Source organism: Pantoea sp. Ap-967 (assembly GCF_011752565.1).
Lineage (GTDB): Bacteria > Pseudomonadota > Gammaproteobacteria > Pseudomonadales > Pseudomonadaceae > Aquipseudomonas.
In genome coordinates this window covers 1-17,128 of the sequence record NZ_VWXK01000057.1, presented here as the reverse complement: position 1 = coordinate 17,128, position 17,128 = coordinate 1, and the positions used below count along the sequence as shown (strand labels likewise).

Here is a 17,128-nt window from a genome sequence, read left to right as displayed (position 1 = left end):
GCGCATGCCTGGATATCGCGACGTACAAACAAGGGGCCGCGCGCGGTGGCCACATGAACACTGGCCCGAAACAAACGTAGGAGCGAGCAAAGCTCGCGAAGCGCCGCGCGGGCGGCGCTCGATCTCATAGGCGCCAAATGCGTCGTGGCGTACACCCCGAATACCACGCCAACCTCAAGACAGGCCACCCACCACCCCCACCCCAAAAACAAAACGGGGAGACCTCCCGGCCTCCCCGCTTCATCTCATCCCTTACAAGCTAGGGAACGCAAACTGCGACGCCTCATGGCTCGCCCGCTGCGGCCAGCGCTGGGTAATCGCCTTGCGCCGGGTATAGAAACGCACCCCATCCGGGCCATAGGCATGCAGGTCGCCAAACAACGAACGCTTCCAGCCACCAAAGCTGTGGTAAGCCACCGGCACCGGCAGCGGCACGTTCACCCCCACCATGCCCACTTCGATCTCGTCGCAGAACAGGCGCGCCGCTTCACCGTCACGGGTAAAGATGCAGGTGCCATTGCCATACTCATGCTCGTTGATCAGCTGCATGGCCTGCTCCAGGCTGTTCACACGCACCACGCACAGCACCGGGCCGAAAATCTCTTCTTTATAGATACGCATCTCCGGGGTCACCTTGTCGAACAGGGTGCCACCCACGAAGTAGCCATCTTCATTACCCGCCACGCGCAAGCCGCGGCCATCCACCACCAGCCTGGCGCCAGCGGCCACACCGTCTTCGATGTAGCCAACAACCTTGTCACGGGCAGCAGCAGTAACCAACGGCCCCATGTCCAGGCCACAGGAAGTACCGGCACCGATCTTCAGCGCCTTGATCTGCGGCTCCAGCTTGGCGATCAGGGCATCAGCCACCTGGTCACCCACGCACACCGCCACCGAAATGGCCATGCAGCGCTCGCCGCACGAACCGTAGGCCGCGCCCATCAGTGCACTTACGGCGTTGTCCAGGTCGGCATCGGGCATCAGCACCGCGTGGTTCTTCGCACCGCCCAGCGCCTGCACGCGTTTGCCGCGCTTGGTGCCTTCGGCATAGATGTATTCGGCGATCGGGGTTGAACCCACGAAACTCAGTGCCTTCACTTCCGGCGCTTCGATCAGTGCATCCACCGCTTCCTTGTCACCGTGCACCACGTTGAGGATGCCCTTGGGCAGGCCAGCTTCCAGCAGCAACTGGGCAATGAACAGCGTCGAGCTCGGGTCCCGCTCCGACGGTTTGAGGATGAAGGCGTTACCGCAGGCGATGGCCAGCGGGTACATCCACAGCGGCACCATGGCCGGGAAGTTGAACGGAGTGATACCGGCGACCACGCCCAGGGGCTGGAAATCGGACCAGGCATCGATGTTCGGGCCAACGTTACGGCTGTATTCACCCTTGAGCACTTCAGGCGCCGCGCAGGCGAACTCGACGTTCTCGATACCGCGCTTGAGCTCGCCCGCCGCGTCTTCCAAGGTCTTGCCGTGCTCTTCGCTGATCATCTGCGAGATACGCGCTTCGTTCTGCTCAAGCAACTGCTTGAAACGGAACATCACCTGGGCACGCTTGGCCGGTGGGGTGTTGCGCCAGGCTGGGAAGGCAGCCTTGGCCGAATCGATGGCTTCCTGCACGGTCGCGCGGCTGGCCAGTTCTACCTTGCGTACCGCCTGGCCGGTGGACGGGTTGAAGACATCGGCGGTGCGCTCACCCTTGGTGACCAGTTCGCCGTGGATCAGGTGCTGAACAATGCTCATGCAAAACTCCAGATAAAGAAGGACGAAGCAGGCGCGTGAGGGCTTCACGCACCCGGCATCACAATCGGAAAGATCAGTCGATCTGGTTCAGGGCTTCACCGACCGCATCGAACAGGCGGTCCAGTTCCTGCGGCTGGGTATTGAAAGTTGGGCCGAACTGCAGGGTGTCACCGCCGAAGCGTACATAGAAGCCGGCTTGCCACAGCTTCATCGCCGCTTCATACGGGCGCACGATGGCATCGCCGTCACGGGCAGCGATCTGAATCGCGCCAGCCAGGCCGTAGTTACGGATGTCGACGATATTCTTGGTGCCCTTCACCCCGTGCAGCAGTTTCTCGAAGTGTGGCGCAAGCTCCGCAGCCGACTGCACCAAACCTTCCTTCTGCAGCAGGTCCAAGGCGGCAAGACCCGCAGCGCAGGCAACGGGGTGCGCCGAGTAGGTGTAACCGTGCGGGAATTCCACGGCGTATTCAGGCGTCGGTTGATTCATGAAGGCCTGGTAGATCTCGCTGGTGGCGATCACCGCGCCCATGGGGATGGCGCCGTTGGTCACTTGCTTGGCGATGCACATCAGGTCTGGGGTCACGCCGAAGGCTTCGGCGCCGGTCATGGCGCCCATGCGGCCGAAACCAGTGATCACTTCGTCGAAGATCAGCAGGATATTGTGCTGGGTGCAGATTTCCCGCAGGCGCTTGAGGTAGCCCTTGGGAGGTGGCAGTACACCGGCAGAGCCCGCCAGCGGCTCGACGATCACCGCAGCGATGTTGGACGCATCATGCAGCTCGATCAGCTTGAGCATCTCGTCGGCCAGGGCGATACCGCCCTCCTCCGGCAAGCCCTTGGAGAAGGCGTTCACCGGCAGCACGGTGTGAGGCAGGTGGTCGACATCCAGCAGTTGGCCGAACATCTTGCGGTTGCCGTTGACGCCACCCAGGCTGGTGCCGGCGATGTTCACCCCATGGTAGCCACGGGCACGGCCGATGATCTTGGTCTTGGTGGCCTGGCCTTTCAGGCGCCAGTAGGCACGCACCATCTTCAGCGCGGTGTCGCAGCACTCGGAGCCGGAGTTGGTATAGAAGACGTGGTTCAGATCGCCCGGGGTCAGCTCGGTAATTTTCTCCGCCAGCTGGAACGACAGCGGGTGGCCGAACTGGAAGGCCGGGGAGTAATCCAGGGTGCCTACCTGGCGCGCAACCGCTTCGGTGATTTCCTTGCGGGTGTGGCCAGCGCCGCAGGTCCACAGCCCCGACAGGGCATCGAAAATCTTGCGGCCCTTGTCATCGACCAGGTAATTGCCTTCGGCCGCCACGATCAGGCGCGGGTCGCGCTGGAAGTTGCGGTTGGCGGTGTAGGGCATCCAGTGGGCATCCAGCTTGAGCTGGCTGGCGATACCCGCGGTTGCGGTTTCCGGCATGTTCATCGGCGGTTCCTCGAAAGACGATTAGGCAACGATGGATGTTGTTGCAGCTAAATTGGCACGGGGATAAAGTCTAGAAAAGCCTACATTTCTAATCTTCAGGTAGCGCAACACTAAACTTATGAGCCGACGCCCCGACCCCCTCGCGCAAGTCAGCGACTTCGACATCCGCCTGCTGAAAATCTACCGAAGCGTCGTTGAATGCGGCGGCTTCTCGGCCGCCGAGAACGTGCTGGGGATTGGCCGCTCGGCCATCAGCCAGCAGATGAACGACCTTGAACAGCGGCTGGGCCTGCGCCTGTGCCAGCGGGGCCGGGCTGGTTTTTCGCTGACCGAGGAAGGCCGCGAGGTCTACCATTCGGCACTGCAACTGCTCAGCGCGCTGGAAAGTTTTCGCACCGAAGTCAATGGCCTGCACCAGCACCTGCGCGGCGAACTCAACATTGGCCTGACCGATAACCTGGTTACCCTGCCGCACATGCGCATCACCCATGCCCTGGCGCAACTCAAGGACCGTGGCCCCGACGTGCGCATCCAGATCCGCATGATCGCTCCCAGCCAGGTCGAACAAGGCGTGCTCGACGGCAGCCTGCACGTCGGCGTGGTGCCGCAGACCAGCCCGCTGTCCGGGCTCGAATACCAGCCGCTGTACAGCGAGCGCTCGCAGCTTTACTGCGCGGTCGGCCACCCGCTGTTCTACGCCGATAACCAGCAGATCGACGACGATCGCCTCAATGCCCAAGAAGCCATTGCCCCCACCTTCCGCTTGCCCGCCGACATCCAGGCCCACTACCAGGCGCTCAACTGCACCGCCAGTGCCTCCGACCGCGAAGGCATGGCCTTTCTGATTCTTACCGGGCGCTACATCGGTTACCTGCCCGACCACTACGCCGCCTTCTGGGTCCAGCAGGGCCGCCTGCGCACACTCAAGCCTGCACAGCGGTTCTATGACCTCAGCCTGAGCTGGGTAACGCGCAAGGGACGCCGGCCAAACCTGGTATTGGAAAGCTTCCTGGAGAGCCTGGCTGCGACACGCTGATGCCTGCTTCTGACGCCAAGGCTTGTCACGCCAGCACAGGCAGGTAATCTTGTCCGACATTCGTTGCCACAGACCTGTCCGGAATCGTCCATGACCCTAGAAGTCCCTGCGCATCGCCTCGCCGCCTCGGGCAAACCCGCCGGCCGCATTCGCCAGAAGAACGAACAGGCCATCATCCAGGCCGCCGAAGACGAATTCGCCCGCCATGGGTTCAAGGGCACCAGCATGAACACCATCGCCCTGAAAGCCGGCTTGCCCAAGGCCAACCTGCATTACTACTTCACCAACAAGCTTGGCCTGTACATCGCCGTGCTGAGCAACATCATCGAACTGTGGGACAGCACCTTCAACGCCCTGAGCGTCGAGGACGACCCGGGCGAGGCGCTGAGTACCTACATTCGCACCAAGATGGAGTTCTCCCGGCGCAACCCCCAGGCCTCGCGCATCTTCGCCATGGAAGTGATCAGCGGCGGCAATTGCCTTACCGAATATTTCAGCGCCGACTACCGCGAGTGGTTCCGTGGCCGCGCCGCGGTGTTCCAGGCCTGGATCGAAGCCGGCAAAATGGACCCGGTCGACCCGGTGCACCTGATTTTCCTGCTTTGGGGTAGCACCCAGCACTACGCCGACTTCGCCACCCAGATCTGCCAGGTTACCGGCCGTAGCCGCCTGACCAAACAGGACATGGAAGACGCCAGCAGCAACCTTATCCACATCATCCTCAAGGGCTGCGGCATCAAGCCGGTGGCCTGACGTTTCAATTGCGGTGTAACCGATGCCTTCAACCCTGCTCGACCTCTGCGAATTTCGTGAGGAAATCCGCAAGAGCCGCTTCATCACCCTGGCCGGCCCTGTCAACAGTGCCGCCGAGGCGATGAGCTTCATCGAACGCCACAGCGACCTGGCCGCCACCCACAACTGCTGGGCCTGGAAGATCGGCGGGCAATACCGCAGCAATGACGACGGCGAACCCGGCGGCACTGCCGGGCGGCCGATCCTCGCGGCTATCGAGGCGCAGGACTGCGACCAGGTGGTGGTGCTGGTAATCCGCTGGTACGGCGGCATCCAGTTGGGCACCGGGGGCCTTGCCCGCGCCTACGGTGGCGGCGCGAACAAATGCCTGCAACAGGCAGCCAAGCGCCTGCTGGTGCAGCGCAGTGAATACCATTGCAGCTGCACCTTCAGTGAACTGGCACTGGTGAAGTTGCGCCTGGCCGACGTGGACGGCCTGGTGCTGGACGAGCAGTTCACCGCCAATGGGGTCGACTTGCAGATTGCCCTGGGCGCCGAACACCAAGCCGCCCTGCAACAGCAACTGGCCGACCTCAGCCGCGGGCGAATTCTGCTCGAAGCACGCTGACAGTTGCCCACATCTACTGTGGGCCGGCCTGTGGATAAGCTTGGGGCACTCCTTTGCAACCCTTGGCCTTCAAGGCCTGCAGAGCATTGAGCATAATTTGATCACCGTTTGATGACAGCGCTAAACGACTGAACCGTCTCCAGTTATCCCCAATGGGTCAGGCCGGTTACACCACCCCCAGCAAAGTGCTTGCACACATTTACTGTGGATCAGCCTGTGGATAACCCGTTAGCCAACACGCCAGACGCCCGTTACCCCACGGCCTCGGGCAGCTGATCATTTTTTGCTCAGCTGTGTTAACAGCAGACCCGGCCTGACTGCAGTATGCTCAGAAGCTTTCACCTGCAACCCTCAAGGAGCGCATACATGGCCACTTCAAAGACTGCCCTCATCATCGGCGCCTCGCGCGGCCTCGGCCTGGGCCTGGTCCAGCGCCTGCATGAAGACGGCTGGAACATCACCGCCACGGTACGCAACCCACAACATCCCGGCGCCCTGGGCGATGTGCCCGGCGTTCGTATCGAACAGCTTGAAATGAACGACACCGCGCAGCTCGATGGCCTCAAGCAGCGCCTGCAAGGCCAGCAGTTCGACCTGGTGTTCGTCAACGCAGGGGTCATGGGCCCGCTTCCGCAAGACCTGGAAAGCGTGACCACCCAGGCCGTCGGCGATCTGTTCATGACCAACGCCGTGGCGCCGATCCGCGTGGCCCGCCGCCTGGCCGGGCAAGTGCGCGAAGGCACGGGCGTGTTGGCGTTCATGAGCTCGATCCTGGGCAGCGTGACGATTCCGGACGGCGGCGAAATTTGCCTGTACAAGGCCAGCAAGGCAGCCCTGAACTCGATGATCAACAGCTTCGTGGTGGAACTGCAACGCCCCGATCTGTGTGTGCTGGCCATGCACCCGGGCTGGGTGAGAACCGACATGGGCGGCGAAAACGCCGAAATCGACGTACTCACCAGCACCCGCGGCATGCTTGAGCAAGTCAAGGCACACAGCGGCAAAGGCGGCCTGCGCTTCATCAACTACAAAGGCGATTCGCTCACCTGGTGAATGAATACCGACCGGCCGGGCGCAAAGCCCGGCCAGCCCCTGTAAACTAGCGGCAACCGTACCTGATTCGAGACAACACCCCATGTATGAATGGTTGAACGCCCTGCCCAAGGCCGAACTGCACCTGCACCTGGAAGGCTCGCTGGAGCCCGAACTGCTGTTCGCCCTGGCCGAGCGCAACAAGATCGCCCTGCCCTGGAACGACGTCGAAACCCTGCGAAGCGCCTACGCCTTCAACAACCTGCAGGAATTTCTCGACCTCTACTACCAAGGCGCCGACGTGCTGCGCACCGAGCAGGACTTCTACGACCTGACCTGGGCCTACCTGCAGCGCTGCAAGGCTCAGAACGTCATCCACACCGAACCGTTTTTCGACCCGCAAACCCACACCGACCGCGGCATCCCCTTTGAAGTGGTGCTGGGCGGCATCAACCAGGCCCTCAAGGATGGCCGTGAGCAACTGGGCATCAGCAGCGGCCTTATCCTGAGCTTCCTGCGCCACCTCAGCGAAGACGAAGCGCAGAAAACCCTCAACCAGGCCCTGCCCTTCCGCGACGCGTTCATTGCCGTGGGCCTGGACAGCTCCGAGATGGGCCACCCACCGAGCAAGTTCCAGCGCGTGTTCGACCGTGCCCGCAGCGAAGGCTTCGTGGCCGTGGCCCACGCCGGCGAGGAAGGCCCGCCCGAGTACATCTGGGAAGCCCTCGACCTGCTGAAGATCAAGCGTATCGACCACGGCGTGCGCGCCATCGAGGACGAACGCCTGATGCAGCGGATCATCGACGAGCAGATCCCGCTGACCGTCTGCCCGCTGTCCAACACCAAACTGTGCGTGTTCGACCACATGAGCCAGCACAACATCCTCGACATGCTCGAACGCGGCGTGAAGGTAACGGTGAACTCGGACGACCCAGCGTATTTCGGCGGCTACGTCACCGAAAACTTCCATGCCCTGCACACCCATCTGGGCATGACCGAAGACCAGGCCCGGCGCCTGGCGCAGAACAGCCTGGACGCACGCCTGGTGTAATTGCCGGCAGGCGTTGCGGTCAGCCGACCTGCAACGTCTGCACGCGGGCAATGCGGTTGATTTCCTGCACGCCCAGTGCGGAAATCTGCAACGCCCGCGTCCCCTCCGCCTCGCGAACCCACCCCGACTGCAGGAACAAGCGCAGCAGTGCCTGGCCCAGCGTGCCGCCCAGGTGAGGTTCCTGGTCGCTCCATTCGCCACAGTGGCAGATGACGCAGCCGCGTTGCTGGCGCGACGCCAGGGCGTCGATGTACACGCCGATGCCGGCCAATTGCACGCGCCCCTCTTCACTGACCATCATCTGCTGCAAGGTACCCTCAAGCCAGCCGGCCACCCGCAAGCGGTGGTACAGCTCACCGGCAATCTCGCCCCCCAGGTGGTCACCGCAACGCCGCGCCCGGCGCAGCGACACCGGCAGCTGCTTGCCCTGGCGCTCACGCTCGCCGCCCAGTCGCACGCTGGCCAAGGCCTCCACCGCTGCGCCCACCTGGGGCGTGGCCAGCCTGAAATAACGCTTGCGCCCCCGTGACTCCAGCCTGAGCAGCCCTGCCGAAGACAACAACGACAGATGGGCGCAGGCCGAAGATGAGGTCAGCCCGGTCAACATTGCCAGCTCATCGGTCGGCCGCGGCGTGCCGTCGATCAGCGCCCACAACATCGCGCTGCGCTTGGGGTCGGCCATCAGGCCGGCAATTTGACTGATACTGCTGACTGCATTCATGTCCGTTTAACTCCCTGAACGATCTCACCTGATTTCCAATGGCCAACCCTGGCAACGCAGATCGGCACGCCAAACATTCGTAGCCGGGGCAGTATAAGCCGCAGCAATGCCTGAACTGGGGTACTGAACGGGGGTGGGTACGGGCAAACGGCGGTTGGGTATACCCCCCCACGATGGCCGTTGGCGGGCAGGCCACGCAGGCCAAATCACCGGAAACCTTGCAATTGAACGGAAGAAACAGGACATGAGGAAAACCGGCCCTGCGCTTGTAGCGACATTGCCGACAGCCTGCTACTACAAATAAGGCAAATGAAAGCGAAGCTTCCACACCTCAAAGCGGCATTTCCAAAACCACCCGAACGGCTGGCTCAGCGACCGCCAGTCAGGCCGCGAAGCCAGGCCATGGCATGCAGTGGCCGCAGCGCTACACTGGGGCGGCTCATCCCTGAACCGGAGGTAGGCCGCAATGAAGATTGTCGTCAGCGCGTCGAACCGCAACCCTAACTGCCCCTGGCAGGTAAGGCTCGATCAGCACGTGGTGAGTTTTCGCAGCGAGGCCGAGGCACGGGCCTTCGTCGCCACCCTGGAAACGCGCCTGCGCGCCCCCCACGCACTCATGCCGGACGCTTGGCCTGCAAACGCCGGGTCAACAGCGCGACACTGACCGCCAGCGCGCCGCACAGGCTGATCACCAGCGTCATCGGCACGGCGCTGCCATCGTGCAGCACACCGACCAAGGCTGCCGCGCCCGCCGCCACGCTGAACTGCAGGCAGCCCATCAACGCCGAGGCACTGCCCGCCCTTGCGCCCTGGCCGCTCATGGCGCAGGCCGAGGCATTGGGGATAATGCAGCCAAGGCTGGCGATGCAGACGAACAGGGGCACCATCAACGGCCACAGCTGCGCCGGGCGCAATGCCGCCACGCCGAGCAGCACCAGCCCTGCCGCCAGGTACATCCATACCGCACGGGCCAGCAGGAACGCCGGGCCACGCTTGGCCAGCAACCGCGCATTGACCTGCGCCACCAGGATGAACCCGGCGGCATTGGTACCGAACAGCCAGCCATAGTGCTCGGCCGGAACGCCGTAGAGCTTGATGAAGACGAAAGGCGAACCGGCGATATAGGCAAACATCCCGGCGATGGCGATACCACCGGTCAGCGCATGGCCAAGAAATACCCGGTCAGCCAACAGGCGCAGGTACTGGCGCAGCGCCCCCGACAACGGCTGGCGGGGCATGTGTGCCGGCAGGCTTTCGGGCAGGCCCAGGCTCACGGCCAGCAGGCAGGCGGCACTGAACAGGCTCAAGGCAAGGAAGATCGACTGCCAGCCGGCAAGGTTCACCAACACCCCACCCAACATCGGCGCCAGAATGGGCGCCAGGCCCATTACCAGCATCAGTTGCGAGAACACCTTGGCCGAGGCCACCGGGTCGCATTTGTCGCTGACGATCGCCCGCGACAGCACCATGCCGGCACAGCCGCCCAAGGCCTGGACGAACCGCGCCAGCACCAGCGTATCGAGGTTGGGCGCGTAGGCGCAGGCCAGTGACGCCAGGGTGAACAGGCCAACACCGAACAGCAGAGGCTTGCGTCGGCCGAAACGGTCGGCCACCGGGCCATAGGCCAGCTGGCCGATCGACAGGCCGAGGAAGTAGGCGGCCAGGGTGGTCTGTACATGTTGTTCATCGGTGGCGAACGCCTGCGCCATGGCCGGAAAGGCGGGCAGGTAAAAGTCGATCGCCAAGGGCCCGAACGCACTCAATGCGCCCAGAATCAGCACCATTCGCAGGTTCATCAGGAATCCATAGCAGGCTAAGCAAGCCAGCAATTCTACCTGCTGCGCGGGCCATCAGCATGAAAACATTGTTCCGGCTCAGGCCACTTGCGCCTCATACCCCTCCTCGCGAATGGCTGCCAGCACTTGCTCGGCCGGCAGGCCACTGTGCACCCGCACCTGCTGGCCGGCCAGGTCGACCTCCACCTGGGCCTGGGCATCCTGCGCCTGCACCGCACGGGTCACCGCTTTCACACAGTGGCCACAGGTCATGCCTTGTACATTGAACACTTGCATGGGTATCGCCTCCTTCAGGGTTTTGTGCAGTTTCAAGCTTGCCACCGGGGCAAGGTCAAGTTCTGCAACGAACGGCCGGGCTGGAAATCCCCGCCAACCTCGGCCAAGCTGCGCCTTTGACGATTGTGCCAAGCAGGAGATTCATCATGTTCAGGACAGCAGCGGGCGTTGTTGGGCTAATGGCCACGCTGGCCGCGGTGCCACCGGCCAGCGCCGAGGACAACGCCGCCTACAGCGTACTGATCATTTCCCGGGAGCGCCTGGAAGTGGCCACCAGTTGCGAAATCGGCGTGTACCTCAACGACCAGCTCTCCGGCCGCGTTTTCCAGGAGCAGTCGACCTCCTTCAACCTGCCGCCTGGCCCGGTCGATGTGCGCCTGCGCCTGCTGCCAGGGCAGGTGCCCGGTTGCGCCCCCGGCATCGAGGACCAGCGCAGCACACGTTTGAACCTGCAAGCGGGCCAGATCAGCAAATACCGTATCGCCATGGGGCATTATGGGCTCGAGCTCAAGCGCGCCAGCCTGAACTATTGACCTTCCCCACGTGACAAGGTTGATGCTGCAGGCCTGCCCCAAGGAGGAACGTCATGCCTGCATCCACCACCTTCGACCTGCCGATTGCCGGCATGACCTGCGCCAGCTGTGCCGGCCGGGTCGAGCGCGCCCTGCGCAAGGTCAGCGGCGCTGAACACGTCAGCGTCAACCTCGCCACCGAGCAGGCCAGGGTCCAGGCCCCGGCCGGCAGCTTGCCAGCCTTGGTCGGCGCCGTGCGCGATGCCGGCTACCGCGTGCCGAGCCGCACCGTGGAGCTCAGCATTGGCGGCATGACCTGCGCCAGTTGCGTTGGCCGGGTGGAGCGTGCCCTGGGCAAAGTGCCGGGAGTGGAGCAGGTAAGCGTCAACCTGGCCAGCGAACGGGCGCACCTGCAGGTGCTGCAGGCACTGGGCGAGCAACCGTTGATCGCCGCCGTCGAAGCCGCCGGCTACAGCGCCAGCCTGCCGCAGGCCGCCAGCGCAGCGGCCGCAGGCGACCAGCGCCGCCTGCAGTACGAGCGCCTGGCCGTCGCCGCGGCGCTGCTGCTGGCCCTGCCGCTGGTGCTGCCGATGCTGCTGCAACCCTTGGGCGTGCACTGGATGCTGCCAGCCTGGGCGCAGTTCCTGTTGGCCACGCCGGTGCAGTTCGTGCTCGGCGCACGCTTTTATGTGGCCGCCTTCAAGGCCGTGCGCGCAGGCGCCGGCAACATGGACCTGCTGGTCGCCCTGGGCACCAGCGCCGGTTACGGCCTGAGCCTGTATCAGTGGGCCCAGGCGCCAGCAGGCACGCAACCCCACTTGTATTTCGAAGCCTCGGCGGTGGTCATCGCCCTGGTGCTGCTGGGCAAGTACCTGGAAAGCCGGGCCAAGCGCCAGACGGCCAGCGCCATCCGTGCCCTCGAAGCCCTGCGCCCCGAACGCGCAGTGCGCGTGGTCGATGGCATCGAAGAAGACGTGGCCATTGCCCAACTGCGCCTGGGCGACCTGGTGCGGGTACAGCCGGGTGAGCGCTTTCCGGTCGATGGGCAAGTGGAGCAAGGCAGCAGCCATGCCGACGAGGCACTGATCAGCGGTGAAAGCCTGCCCGTGCCCAAGCAGCCCGGCGACAGCGTGACCGGCGGCGCCATCAACGGCGAAGGCCGGCTGCTGGTGCGCACCCAGGCACTGGGCACGGAAACCGTGCTGGCGCGGATCATCCGCCTGGTCGAGGATGCCCAGGCGGCCAAGGCACCGATCCAGAAGCTGGTCGACCGGGTCAGCCAAGTGTTCGTCCCGGCCGTGCTGGTGCTCGCGCTGTGTACCCTGGTGGGCTGGTGGTTGGCCGGCGCCGCAATCGAAACCGCGCTGATCAACGCCGTCGCCGTGCTGGTGATTGCCTGCCCCTGCGCCCTCGGCCTGGCCACCCCGGCGGCGATCATGGCGGGCACTGGCGTGGCCGCCCGCCACGGTATCCTGATCAAGGACGCCGAAGCCCTGGAGCGTGCCCATGCGGTCAACCGCGTGGTGTTCGACAAAACCGGCACGCTCACCTCCGGCAGCCCGCGCATCCTCCACTGCCAGGCCGTGGCCGGCGACGCCGCCTCGCTCAAGCGCCTGGCCGGCGCGCTGCAGCGGGGCAGCGAACACCCCTTGGCCAAGGCGGTGCTGGATGCGTGCGCCGAACAGGGCCTGGAGGTTCCCACGGTCAGCAACAGCCAGTCCCTGACAGGCCGTGGCATCGCCGGGCAAGTGGAAGGCCGTGACCTGGCCTTGGGCAACCGCCGCCTGCTCGACGAAAGCGGCCTGCAGCCCGGCGAGCTGCTCGACAAGGCCCAGGCCTGGGAAGCCCAAGGGCGCACCTTATCCTGGTTGATCGAGCGCGCCCCCACGCCCCGCGTGCTCGGCCTGTTCGCCTTCGGCGACAGCCTCAAGTCCGGTGCCGAACAAGCCATCGCCGCCCTGCACGCCCGGCACATCAGCAGCCACCTGTTGACGGGCGACAACCGGGGCAGCGCCAAGGTCGTCGCCGAGGCCCTGGGCATCGACGACGTGCATGCCGAAGTGCTGCCGGCCGACAAGGCCGCCACGGTGGCTGCCCTGAAGCGCGATGGCGTGGTGGCGATGGTCGGCGACGGCATCAACGACGCCCCGGCCCTGGCCGCCGCCGATATCGGCATCGCCATGGGCGGTGGCACCGACGTGGCGATGCAGGCCGCCGGCATCACCCTGATGCGCGGCGACCCGCGCCTGGTGCCCGCTGCCCTGCAGATCAGCCGCAAGACCTATGCGAAAATCCGCCAGAACCTGTTCTGGGCGTTCATCTACAACCTGGTCGGCATTCCCCTGGCCGCGCTCGGCTACCTCAACCCGGTGCTGGCCGGTGCCGCCATGGCGCTGTCCAGCGTCAGCGTGGTAGGCAACGCCTTGTGGCTGAAAACCTGGAAACCCACGCACATTACCGAGGAGGCCCCATGAATATCGGCCAGGCTGCCCGCCGCAGCGGGCTTAGCGCCAAGATGATCCGCTACTACGAGTCCATCGGCCTGCTCAAGCCGGCCACTCGCAGCGACAGCGGCTACCGCCTGTACCAGGCCGAAGACCTGCACACCCTGGCGTTCATCAAGCGCTCCCGCGACCTGGGTTTTTCCCTCGAAGAAGTCAGCAAGCTGCTGACCCTGTGGCAGGACCGCGGGCGCGCCAGTGCCGACGTCAAGACCCTGGCCAGCCAGCACATCGCCGAACTGAACCGGCGCATCGAGGAGCTGGTGAGCCTGCGCGACACCCTGGGCGACCTGGTCGCCCACTGCCAGGGCGACGAGCGCCCGGACTGCCCGATTCTCAAGGACCTGGCCAATGGCGCGAGCTGCTGCCACTGAGCGCCCGCGGCAGGGGCTGTCATCTGCACGCAACAGCTTTTTGGTATGCCATATTAGCCCAAAGCCGACCGAATCATCGTCAAACGCGACTTTGCCTAATAAATACGGGCACTTGCGCTAAAAAAATCCCGGACGCTGCCGATCTAGTGGCTACCTGCCTCGCGTGTCGAAAAAAAATATTCCGGGAGCGTCGATGAACATCAAACAGAAACTGACCTGGGCATTCGCGGTCATCGCCGCCTTGCCCATCGTCCTTGTGGCCACCCTGGTGGTCATCAACCTGCGCGGCGAAGCCCGCGATGGATTCCTCGACGGCAGCAGCCGGGAAATCCGCCAGGTCAGCAACGCGATGAACATCTTCTTCCAGGGCATCGACCAGAACGTCGCGTACCTGGCCTCCCAACCCCTGGTCACCGCCACCGGCAGCAACCTGAACAAGTTCATGAGCGCCAACCCGTCCTACGAGCTGGGCGAGCAGGACAAGCAACTGCTGGAATTCTTCACCCGCCTGGCCGAAACCCACCCTGGCTACGCCTACGTGTCCTACGGCGTGAGTGACGGCGGCTACGTCGGTTGGCCGGCCGGGCAGAAATTCATCAACTACGACCCGCGCCCACGCCCCTGGTACCAGCTGGCCATGGCCAATCCCGGCAAGACCATGCGTACCGGCGCCTACTACTGGGCGGCCGACGATGCGGTGCTGGTCAGCACCGTGCGCGCCGTGCCCAATCAGCTGGGCAACCCCGGCGGTGTGGTGAACATCGACGTGTCGCTCAAAGGCCTCACCGAAATCGTCAAGCAGATCAAGCTGGGCAACAGCGGCTACCTGATGCTGGTGGAAAGCAACGGCAATGTAATGGTCGACCCGCGCGATGCCAGCCACAACTTCAAGCAGCTGGCCAGCTTCGGCAGCGGCTACGGCGAGCTGGCCAAGGCCGGCAAGGGCCTGGTCGAGGTGGAACTGAACGGCGTGCGCTACATGGCCAACGTCTACCCGGACGAACAGCTTGGCTGGACCTTCATCGGCCTGATCGAGCAAAGTGAAGTGATGCAGACCACCACCCGCCTGACCTGGCTGATCGCTGCCATCGCGCTGGTGCTGGCGGCCCTGTTCGCCGTGGTTGGCGCCACCTTCGCCAAACTGATCGTGCGCCCGATCAACAGCGTTACCAGCGGCCTGGAAGACATCGCCCAGGGCGAAGGCGACCTCACCCGCAACCTCGAAGTGCGCGGCCGCGACGAAACCGCGCAACTGGCCAGCTGGTTCAACCAGTTCCTTGGCGCCATCCGCAGCCTCATCCAGCACATCGGCGCGGCGGCAGGCAAGATCCTCAGCACCTCGAACAGCTCCACCCGGGTTTCCGGCGACATGGCCGAAGCTGCCGGGCGCCAGCGTGAGGCGGTGGACATGGTGTCTACCGCCTTCCACGAAATGGTCGCCACCGCCAACGAGGTCGCCCGCTCCTGCAGTCAGGCCGCGCAATCGGCCGACAGTGGCCAGCAGCAGGCCCGTGAAGGCCAGCAACAGATCGACGCGGCGGTGAGCAGCGTCGACCGCTTGAGCCAGGAAATTGAACAATCGGCCCAGTCGATCCAGCAACTGGAGCGCGACAGCAACGCCATCCAGTCGATTCTCGGCACCATTCGCTCGATCGCCGAGCAAACCAACCTGCTGGCACTCAACGCCGCCATCGAAGCGGCCCGTGCCGGCGAGCAGGGCCGCGGCTTTGCCGTGGTGGCCGACGAGGTGCGGGCACTGGCCAAACGTACCGCCGACTCCACCGCGGAAATCGACGGGCTGCTCGGCAACCTGGCCAGCCGCACCGCCGAGGTGGCTGAGCAGATGCACGCAAGCCTTGAGGTTTCGCAGCAGTCGGTCAGCCGCATTGGCCTGGCCCGCGACAGCTTCGGGCAGATTCGCGAGTCGGTGGACATCATTCGCGACATGAACACCCAGATCGCCACCGCCGCCGAGGAGCAGCACCAGGTGGCCGAGGACATCAACCGCCACATCAGCCAGATTCACGGCGATGCCCAACTGGTGGCCGAACTGGCCCAGGCGGCGCGCCAGGACTCCGAAAGCCTGGCGGGGCTGTCCAACGAACTGGATGCCCTGGTGCGGCGTTTCCGTACCTGAGCCCACGCCTGATGAACCTGGCCCAAAACCGGTAGGAGCGAGCAAAGCTCGCGATGGGCTGCAAAGCAGCCCCAGCCTCATCAGCCGCGAAGCTGGAAACCTGGGGCCGCTACGCGCCCCATCGCGAGCTACGCTCGCTCCTACCGGGAGGGGCCGGCACGGGCCACATCACAACTTCAATTCACCCGGCGTCGCCCCAAACAGCTGCTTGAAGGCCGCAATGTAGGCCGAGGTCGAATCATACCCACAGCCCAACGCCGCATCCGTCACACTCTCCCCCGCCTCCAGCAACGCCAGCGACGACAACAGCCGCATGCGCTGGCGCCAGTTGCGGAAGCTCAGCCCCGTCTCTCGCTGGAACAGCCGCATCAAGGTCTTCTCCGAACACCCCAGCTGCACCGCCCACTGCTGCAGGGTCTGCGCCTGGTCAGGCGCTGCGATCAAGCCGTTGCACAGCGCCAGCAAGCCCGGGTGGCGCGGCATTGGCAGGGAGAATGCCACCTCCGGCAAGGTCCGCAACTGGTCGAGCAACACCGCCACCAGCCGCCCTTGCACGCTGTCACCTTCGGCATATTCGGCCGGGAATTGGCAGAACTGCTTGATCAGCTCGCGCGCCAGCGGCGTCACTTCCAGCACTCGGCATTGCGCCGGTGCCCATGGGCAGGCGTCACGGCGAATATACAAGCTGCGCATCTCGGCCTGGCCCGAGGTCACCACTTCATGTTCCGCATCAGCGGGAATCCACACGCCCCATTGCGGCGGGGCGAAGTAGCTACCATCGCCGGTATACACCCCCAGCACGCCACTGATCGCGTAGGAAAACTGCACCCAATCATGGCTATGGCGGGTGGTCCAGGAGCCGGCACCGAGGCTTTCGGCACGGGCATAGAGTGGCCGGGGCAAATGCTCCAGGGCAGGAATGGCGCGGGGGTGTCCGATGGTCGGCATAGCGAATTCTTATCGTTCTGAGCAGACAAGCCTACCAGAGAACCGCGCTTTCCTCTTCGCGGGCAAGCCCGCTCCCACAGGCACACCGCCATCTGTAATTAAATGGACTCGCCCCCGCCGAGGCATCACAGTGCCACGGTGGCGTTCTAAGAAGCCAACGGCAGCGAGGGCGAGACCATGAAAAAGCTTACGACGAAACACGATTGTGCGCCTTGTGC

Annotated in this window: 15 protein-coding genes; 9 read left to right on the top strand and 6 right to left on the bottom strand. The window is 64.2% G+C overall.

Annotation, left to right across the window (positions count from 1 at the left end; all coding sequences use genetic code 11):
• Positions 1-252 precede the first annotated feature (252 nt).
• Entirely contained in the window at positions 253-1,746 is a 1,494-nt protein-coding gene (locus F3J45_RS29355; protein ID WP_167070849.1) for a CoA-acylating methylmalonate-semialdehyde dehydrogenase, read from the bottom strand.
• Between the two features lie 73 nt (positions 1,747-1,819).
• Positions 1,820-3,160, bottom strand: a complete 1,341-nt coding sequence (locus F3J45_RS29350) for an aspartate aminotransferase family protein (protein ID WP_205300739.1) — start codon at positions 3,158-3,160, stop codon at positions 1,820-1,822.
• 124 nt (positions 3,161-3,284) lie between these two features.
• Here F3J45_RS29350 and F3J45_RS29345 point away from each other — a divergent pair, with 124 nt between their 5' ends.
• The 5 genes from F3J45_RS29345 (at position 3,285) to F3J45_RS29325 (ending at position 7,645) form a co-directional block, all read left to right on the top strand.
• Positions 3,285-4,202 (top strand): LysR family transcriptional regulator, encoded by a 918-nt coding sequence (locus F3J45_RS29345; RefSeq protein ID WP_167070847.1) that lies wholly within the window; start codon positions 3,285-3,287, stop codon positions 4,200-4,202.
• 90 nt (positions 4,203-4,292) lie between these two features.
• On the top strand, positions 4,293-4,955 hold the full coding sequence (locus F3J45_RS29340; RefSeq protein WP_167070846.1) for a TetR/AcrR family transcriptional regulator: 663 nt from the start codon (positions 4,293-4,295) through the stop codon (positions 4,953-4,955).
• A 22-nt stretch (positions 4,956-4,977) separates the two neighbouring features.
• Positions 4,978-5,562 (top strand): YigZ family protein, encoded by a 585-nt coding sequence (locus F3J45_RS29335; RefSeq protein ID WP_167070845.1) that lies wholly within the window; start codon positions 4,978-4,980, stop codon positions 5,560-5,562.
• Positions 5,563-5,928: 366 nt separating this feature from the next.
• A complete protein-coding gene (locus tag F3J45_RS29330; protein WP_167070844.1) occupies positions 5,929-6,615 on the top strand; it encodes an SDR family oxidoreductase in 687 nt (228 codons plus the stop codon).
• Positions 6,616-6,697: 82 nt separating this feature from the next.
• On the top strand, positions 6,698-7,645 hold the full coding sequence (locus F3J45_RS29325) for an adenosine deaminase (protein ID WP_167070843.1): 948 nt from the start codon (positions 6,698-6,700) through the stop codon (positions 7,643-7,645).
• Between the two features lie 19 nt (positions 7,646-7,664).
• Here the strand turns inward: F3J45_RS29325 and F3J45_RS29320 are convergent, their stop codons facing one another.
• The 3 genes from F3J45_RS29320 to F3J45_RS29310 all read right to left on the bottom strand — a co-directional run bounded on the left by F3J45_RS29320 (position 7,665) and on the right by F3J45_RS29310 (position 10,438).
• Positions 7,665-8,366, bottom strand: coding sequence for a helix-turn-helix transcriptional regulator (locus tag F3J45_RS29320; protein WP_167070842.1), 702 nt, complete (start codon positions 8,364-8,366; stop codon positions 7,665-7,667).
• A gap of 614 nt (positions 8,367-8,980) precedes the next feature.
• Entirely contained in the window at positions 8,981-10,162 is a 1,182-nt protein-coding gene (locus F3J45_RS29315; RefSeq protein ID WP_167070841.1) for a multidrug effflux MFS transporter, read from the bottom strand.
• A gap of 78 nt (positions 10,163-10,240) precedes the next feature.
• Positions 10,241-10,438, bottom strand: a complete 198-nt coding sequence (locus tag F3J45_RS29310) for a heavy-metal-associated domain-containing protein (protein ID WP_167070840.1) — start codon at positions 10,436-10,438, stop codon at positions 10,241-10,243.
• 146 nt (positions 10,439-10,584) lie between these two features.
• Between F3J45_RS29310 and F3J45_RS29305 the strand changes: the two genes are divergently transcribed.
• The 4 genes from F3J45_RS29305 to F3J45_RS29290 all read left to right on the top strand — a co-directional run bounded on the left by F3J45_RS29305 (position 10,585) and on the right by F3J45_RS29290 (position 15,962).
• Positions 10,585-10,971, top strand: a complete 387-nt coding sequence (locus F3J45_RS29305) for a hypothetical protein (RefSeq protein WP_167070839.1) — start codon at positions 10,585-10,587, stop codon at positions 10,969-10,971.
• A gap of 53 nt (positions 10,972-11,024) precedes the next feature.
• The gene (locus F3J45_RS29300; RefSeq protein ID WP_167070838.1) at positions 11,025-13,424 is read left to right on the top strand and encodes a heavy metal translocating P-type ATPase; all 2,400 of its coding nucleotides are present in this window, start codon (positions 11,025-11,027) and stop codon (positions 13,422-13,424) included.
• The gene (gene cueR, locus F3J45_RS29295) at positions 13,421-13,825 is read left to right on the top strand and encodes a Cu(I)-responsive transcriptional regulator (protein WP_167070837.1); all 405 of its coding nucleotides are present in this window, start codon (positions 13,421-13,423) and stop codon (positions 13,823-13,825) included. Before F3J45_RS29300 ends, cueR begins: the two co-directional genes overlap by 4 nt.
• A gap of 193 nt (positions 13,826-14,018) precedes the next feature.
• Positions 14,019-15,962 carry a methyl-accepting chemotaxis protein gene (locus F3J45_RS29290; protein WP_167070836.1) on the top strand — a complete coding sequence of 648 codons (1,944 nt, stop codon included), beginning with the start codon at positions 14,019-14,021 and terminating at the stop codon, positions 15,960-15,962.
• A gap of 168 nt (positions 15,963-16,130) precedes the next feature.
• Here F3J45_RS29290 and F3J45_RS29285 read toward each other — a convergent pair whose 3' ends face one another.
• Complete coding sequence (locus F3J45_RS29285) at positions 16,131-16,910, bottom strand: helix-turn-helix transcriptional regulator (protein ID WP_167070835.1); 780 nt, start codon at positions 16,908-16,910, stop codon at positions 16,131-16,133.
• Positions 16,911-17,128: the final 218 nt, after the last annotated feature.

Excerpts from the sequence above, each read along its gene's own strand:
- F3J45_RS29355 (WP_167070849.1), bottom strand. The coding sequence starts at position 1,746 with ATGAGCATTGTTCAGCACCTGATCCACGGCGAACTGGTCACCAAGGGT.
- F3J45_RS29350 (WP_205300739.1), bottom strand. The coding sequence starts at position 3,160 with ATGCCGGAAACCGCAACCGCGGGTATCGCCAGCCAGCTCAAGCTGGAT.
- F3J45_RS29345 (WP_167070847.1), top strand. The coding sequence starts at position 3,285 with ATGAGCCGACGCCCCGACCCCCTCGCGCAAGTCAGCGACTTCGACATC.
- F3J45_RS29340 (WP_167070846.1), top strand. The coding sequence starts at position 4,293 with ATGACCCTAGAAGTCCCTGCGCATCGCCTCGCCGCCTCGGGCAAACCC.
- F3J45_RS29335 (WP_167070845.1), top strand. The coding sequence starts at position 4,978 with ATGCCTTCAACCCTGCTCGACCTCTGCGAATTTCGTGAGGAAATCCGC.
- F3J45_RS29330 (WP_167070844.1), top strand. The coding sequence starts at position 5,929 with ATGGCCACTTCAAAGACTGCCCTCATCATCGGCGCCTCGCGCGGCCTC.
- F3J45_RS29325 (WP_167070843.1), top strand. The coding sequence starts at position 6,698 with ATGTATGAATGGTTGAACGCCCTGCCCAAGGCCGAACTGCACCTGCAC.
- F3J45_RS29320 (WP_167070842.1), bottom strand. The coding sequence starts at position 8,366 with ATGAATGCAGTCAGCAGTATCAGTCAAATTGCCGGCCTGATGGCCGAC.
- F3J45_RS29315 (WP_167070841.1), bottom strand. The coding sequence starts at position 10,162 with ATGAACCTGCGAATGGTGCTGATTCTGGGCGCATTGAGTGCGTTCGGG.
- F3J45_RS29310 (WP_167070840.1), bottom strand. The coding sequence starts at position 10,438 with ATGCAAGTGTTCAATGTACAAGGCATGACCTGTGGCCACTGTGTGAAA.
- F3J45_RS29305 (WP_167070839.1), top strand. The coding sequence starts at position 10,585 with ATGTTCAGGACAGCAGCGGGCGTTGTTGGGCTAATGGCCACGCTGGCC.
- F3J45_RS29300 (WP_167070838.1), top strand. The coding sequence starts at position 11,025 with ATGCCTGCATCCACCACCTTCGACCTGCCGATTGCCGGCATGACCTGC.
- cueR (WP_167070837.1), top strand. The coding sequence starts at position 13,421 with ATGAATATCGGCCAGGCTGCCCGCCGCAGCGGGCTTAGCGCCAAGATG.
- F3J45_RS29290 (WP_167070836.1), top strand. The coding sequence starts at position 14,019 with ATGAACATCAAACAGAAACTGACCTGGGCATTCGCGGTCATCGCCGCC.
- F3J45_RS29285 (WP_167070835.1), bottom strand. The coding sequence starts at position 16,910 with ATGCCGACCATCGGACACCCCCGCGCCATTCCTGCCCTGGAGCATTTG.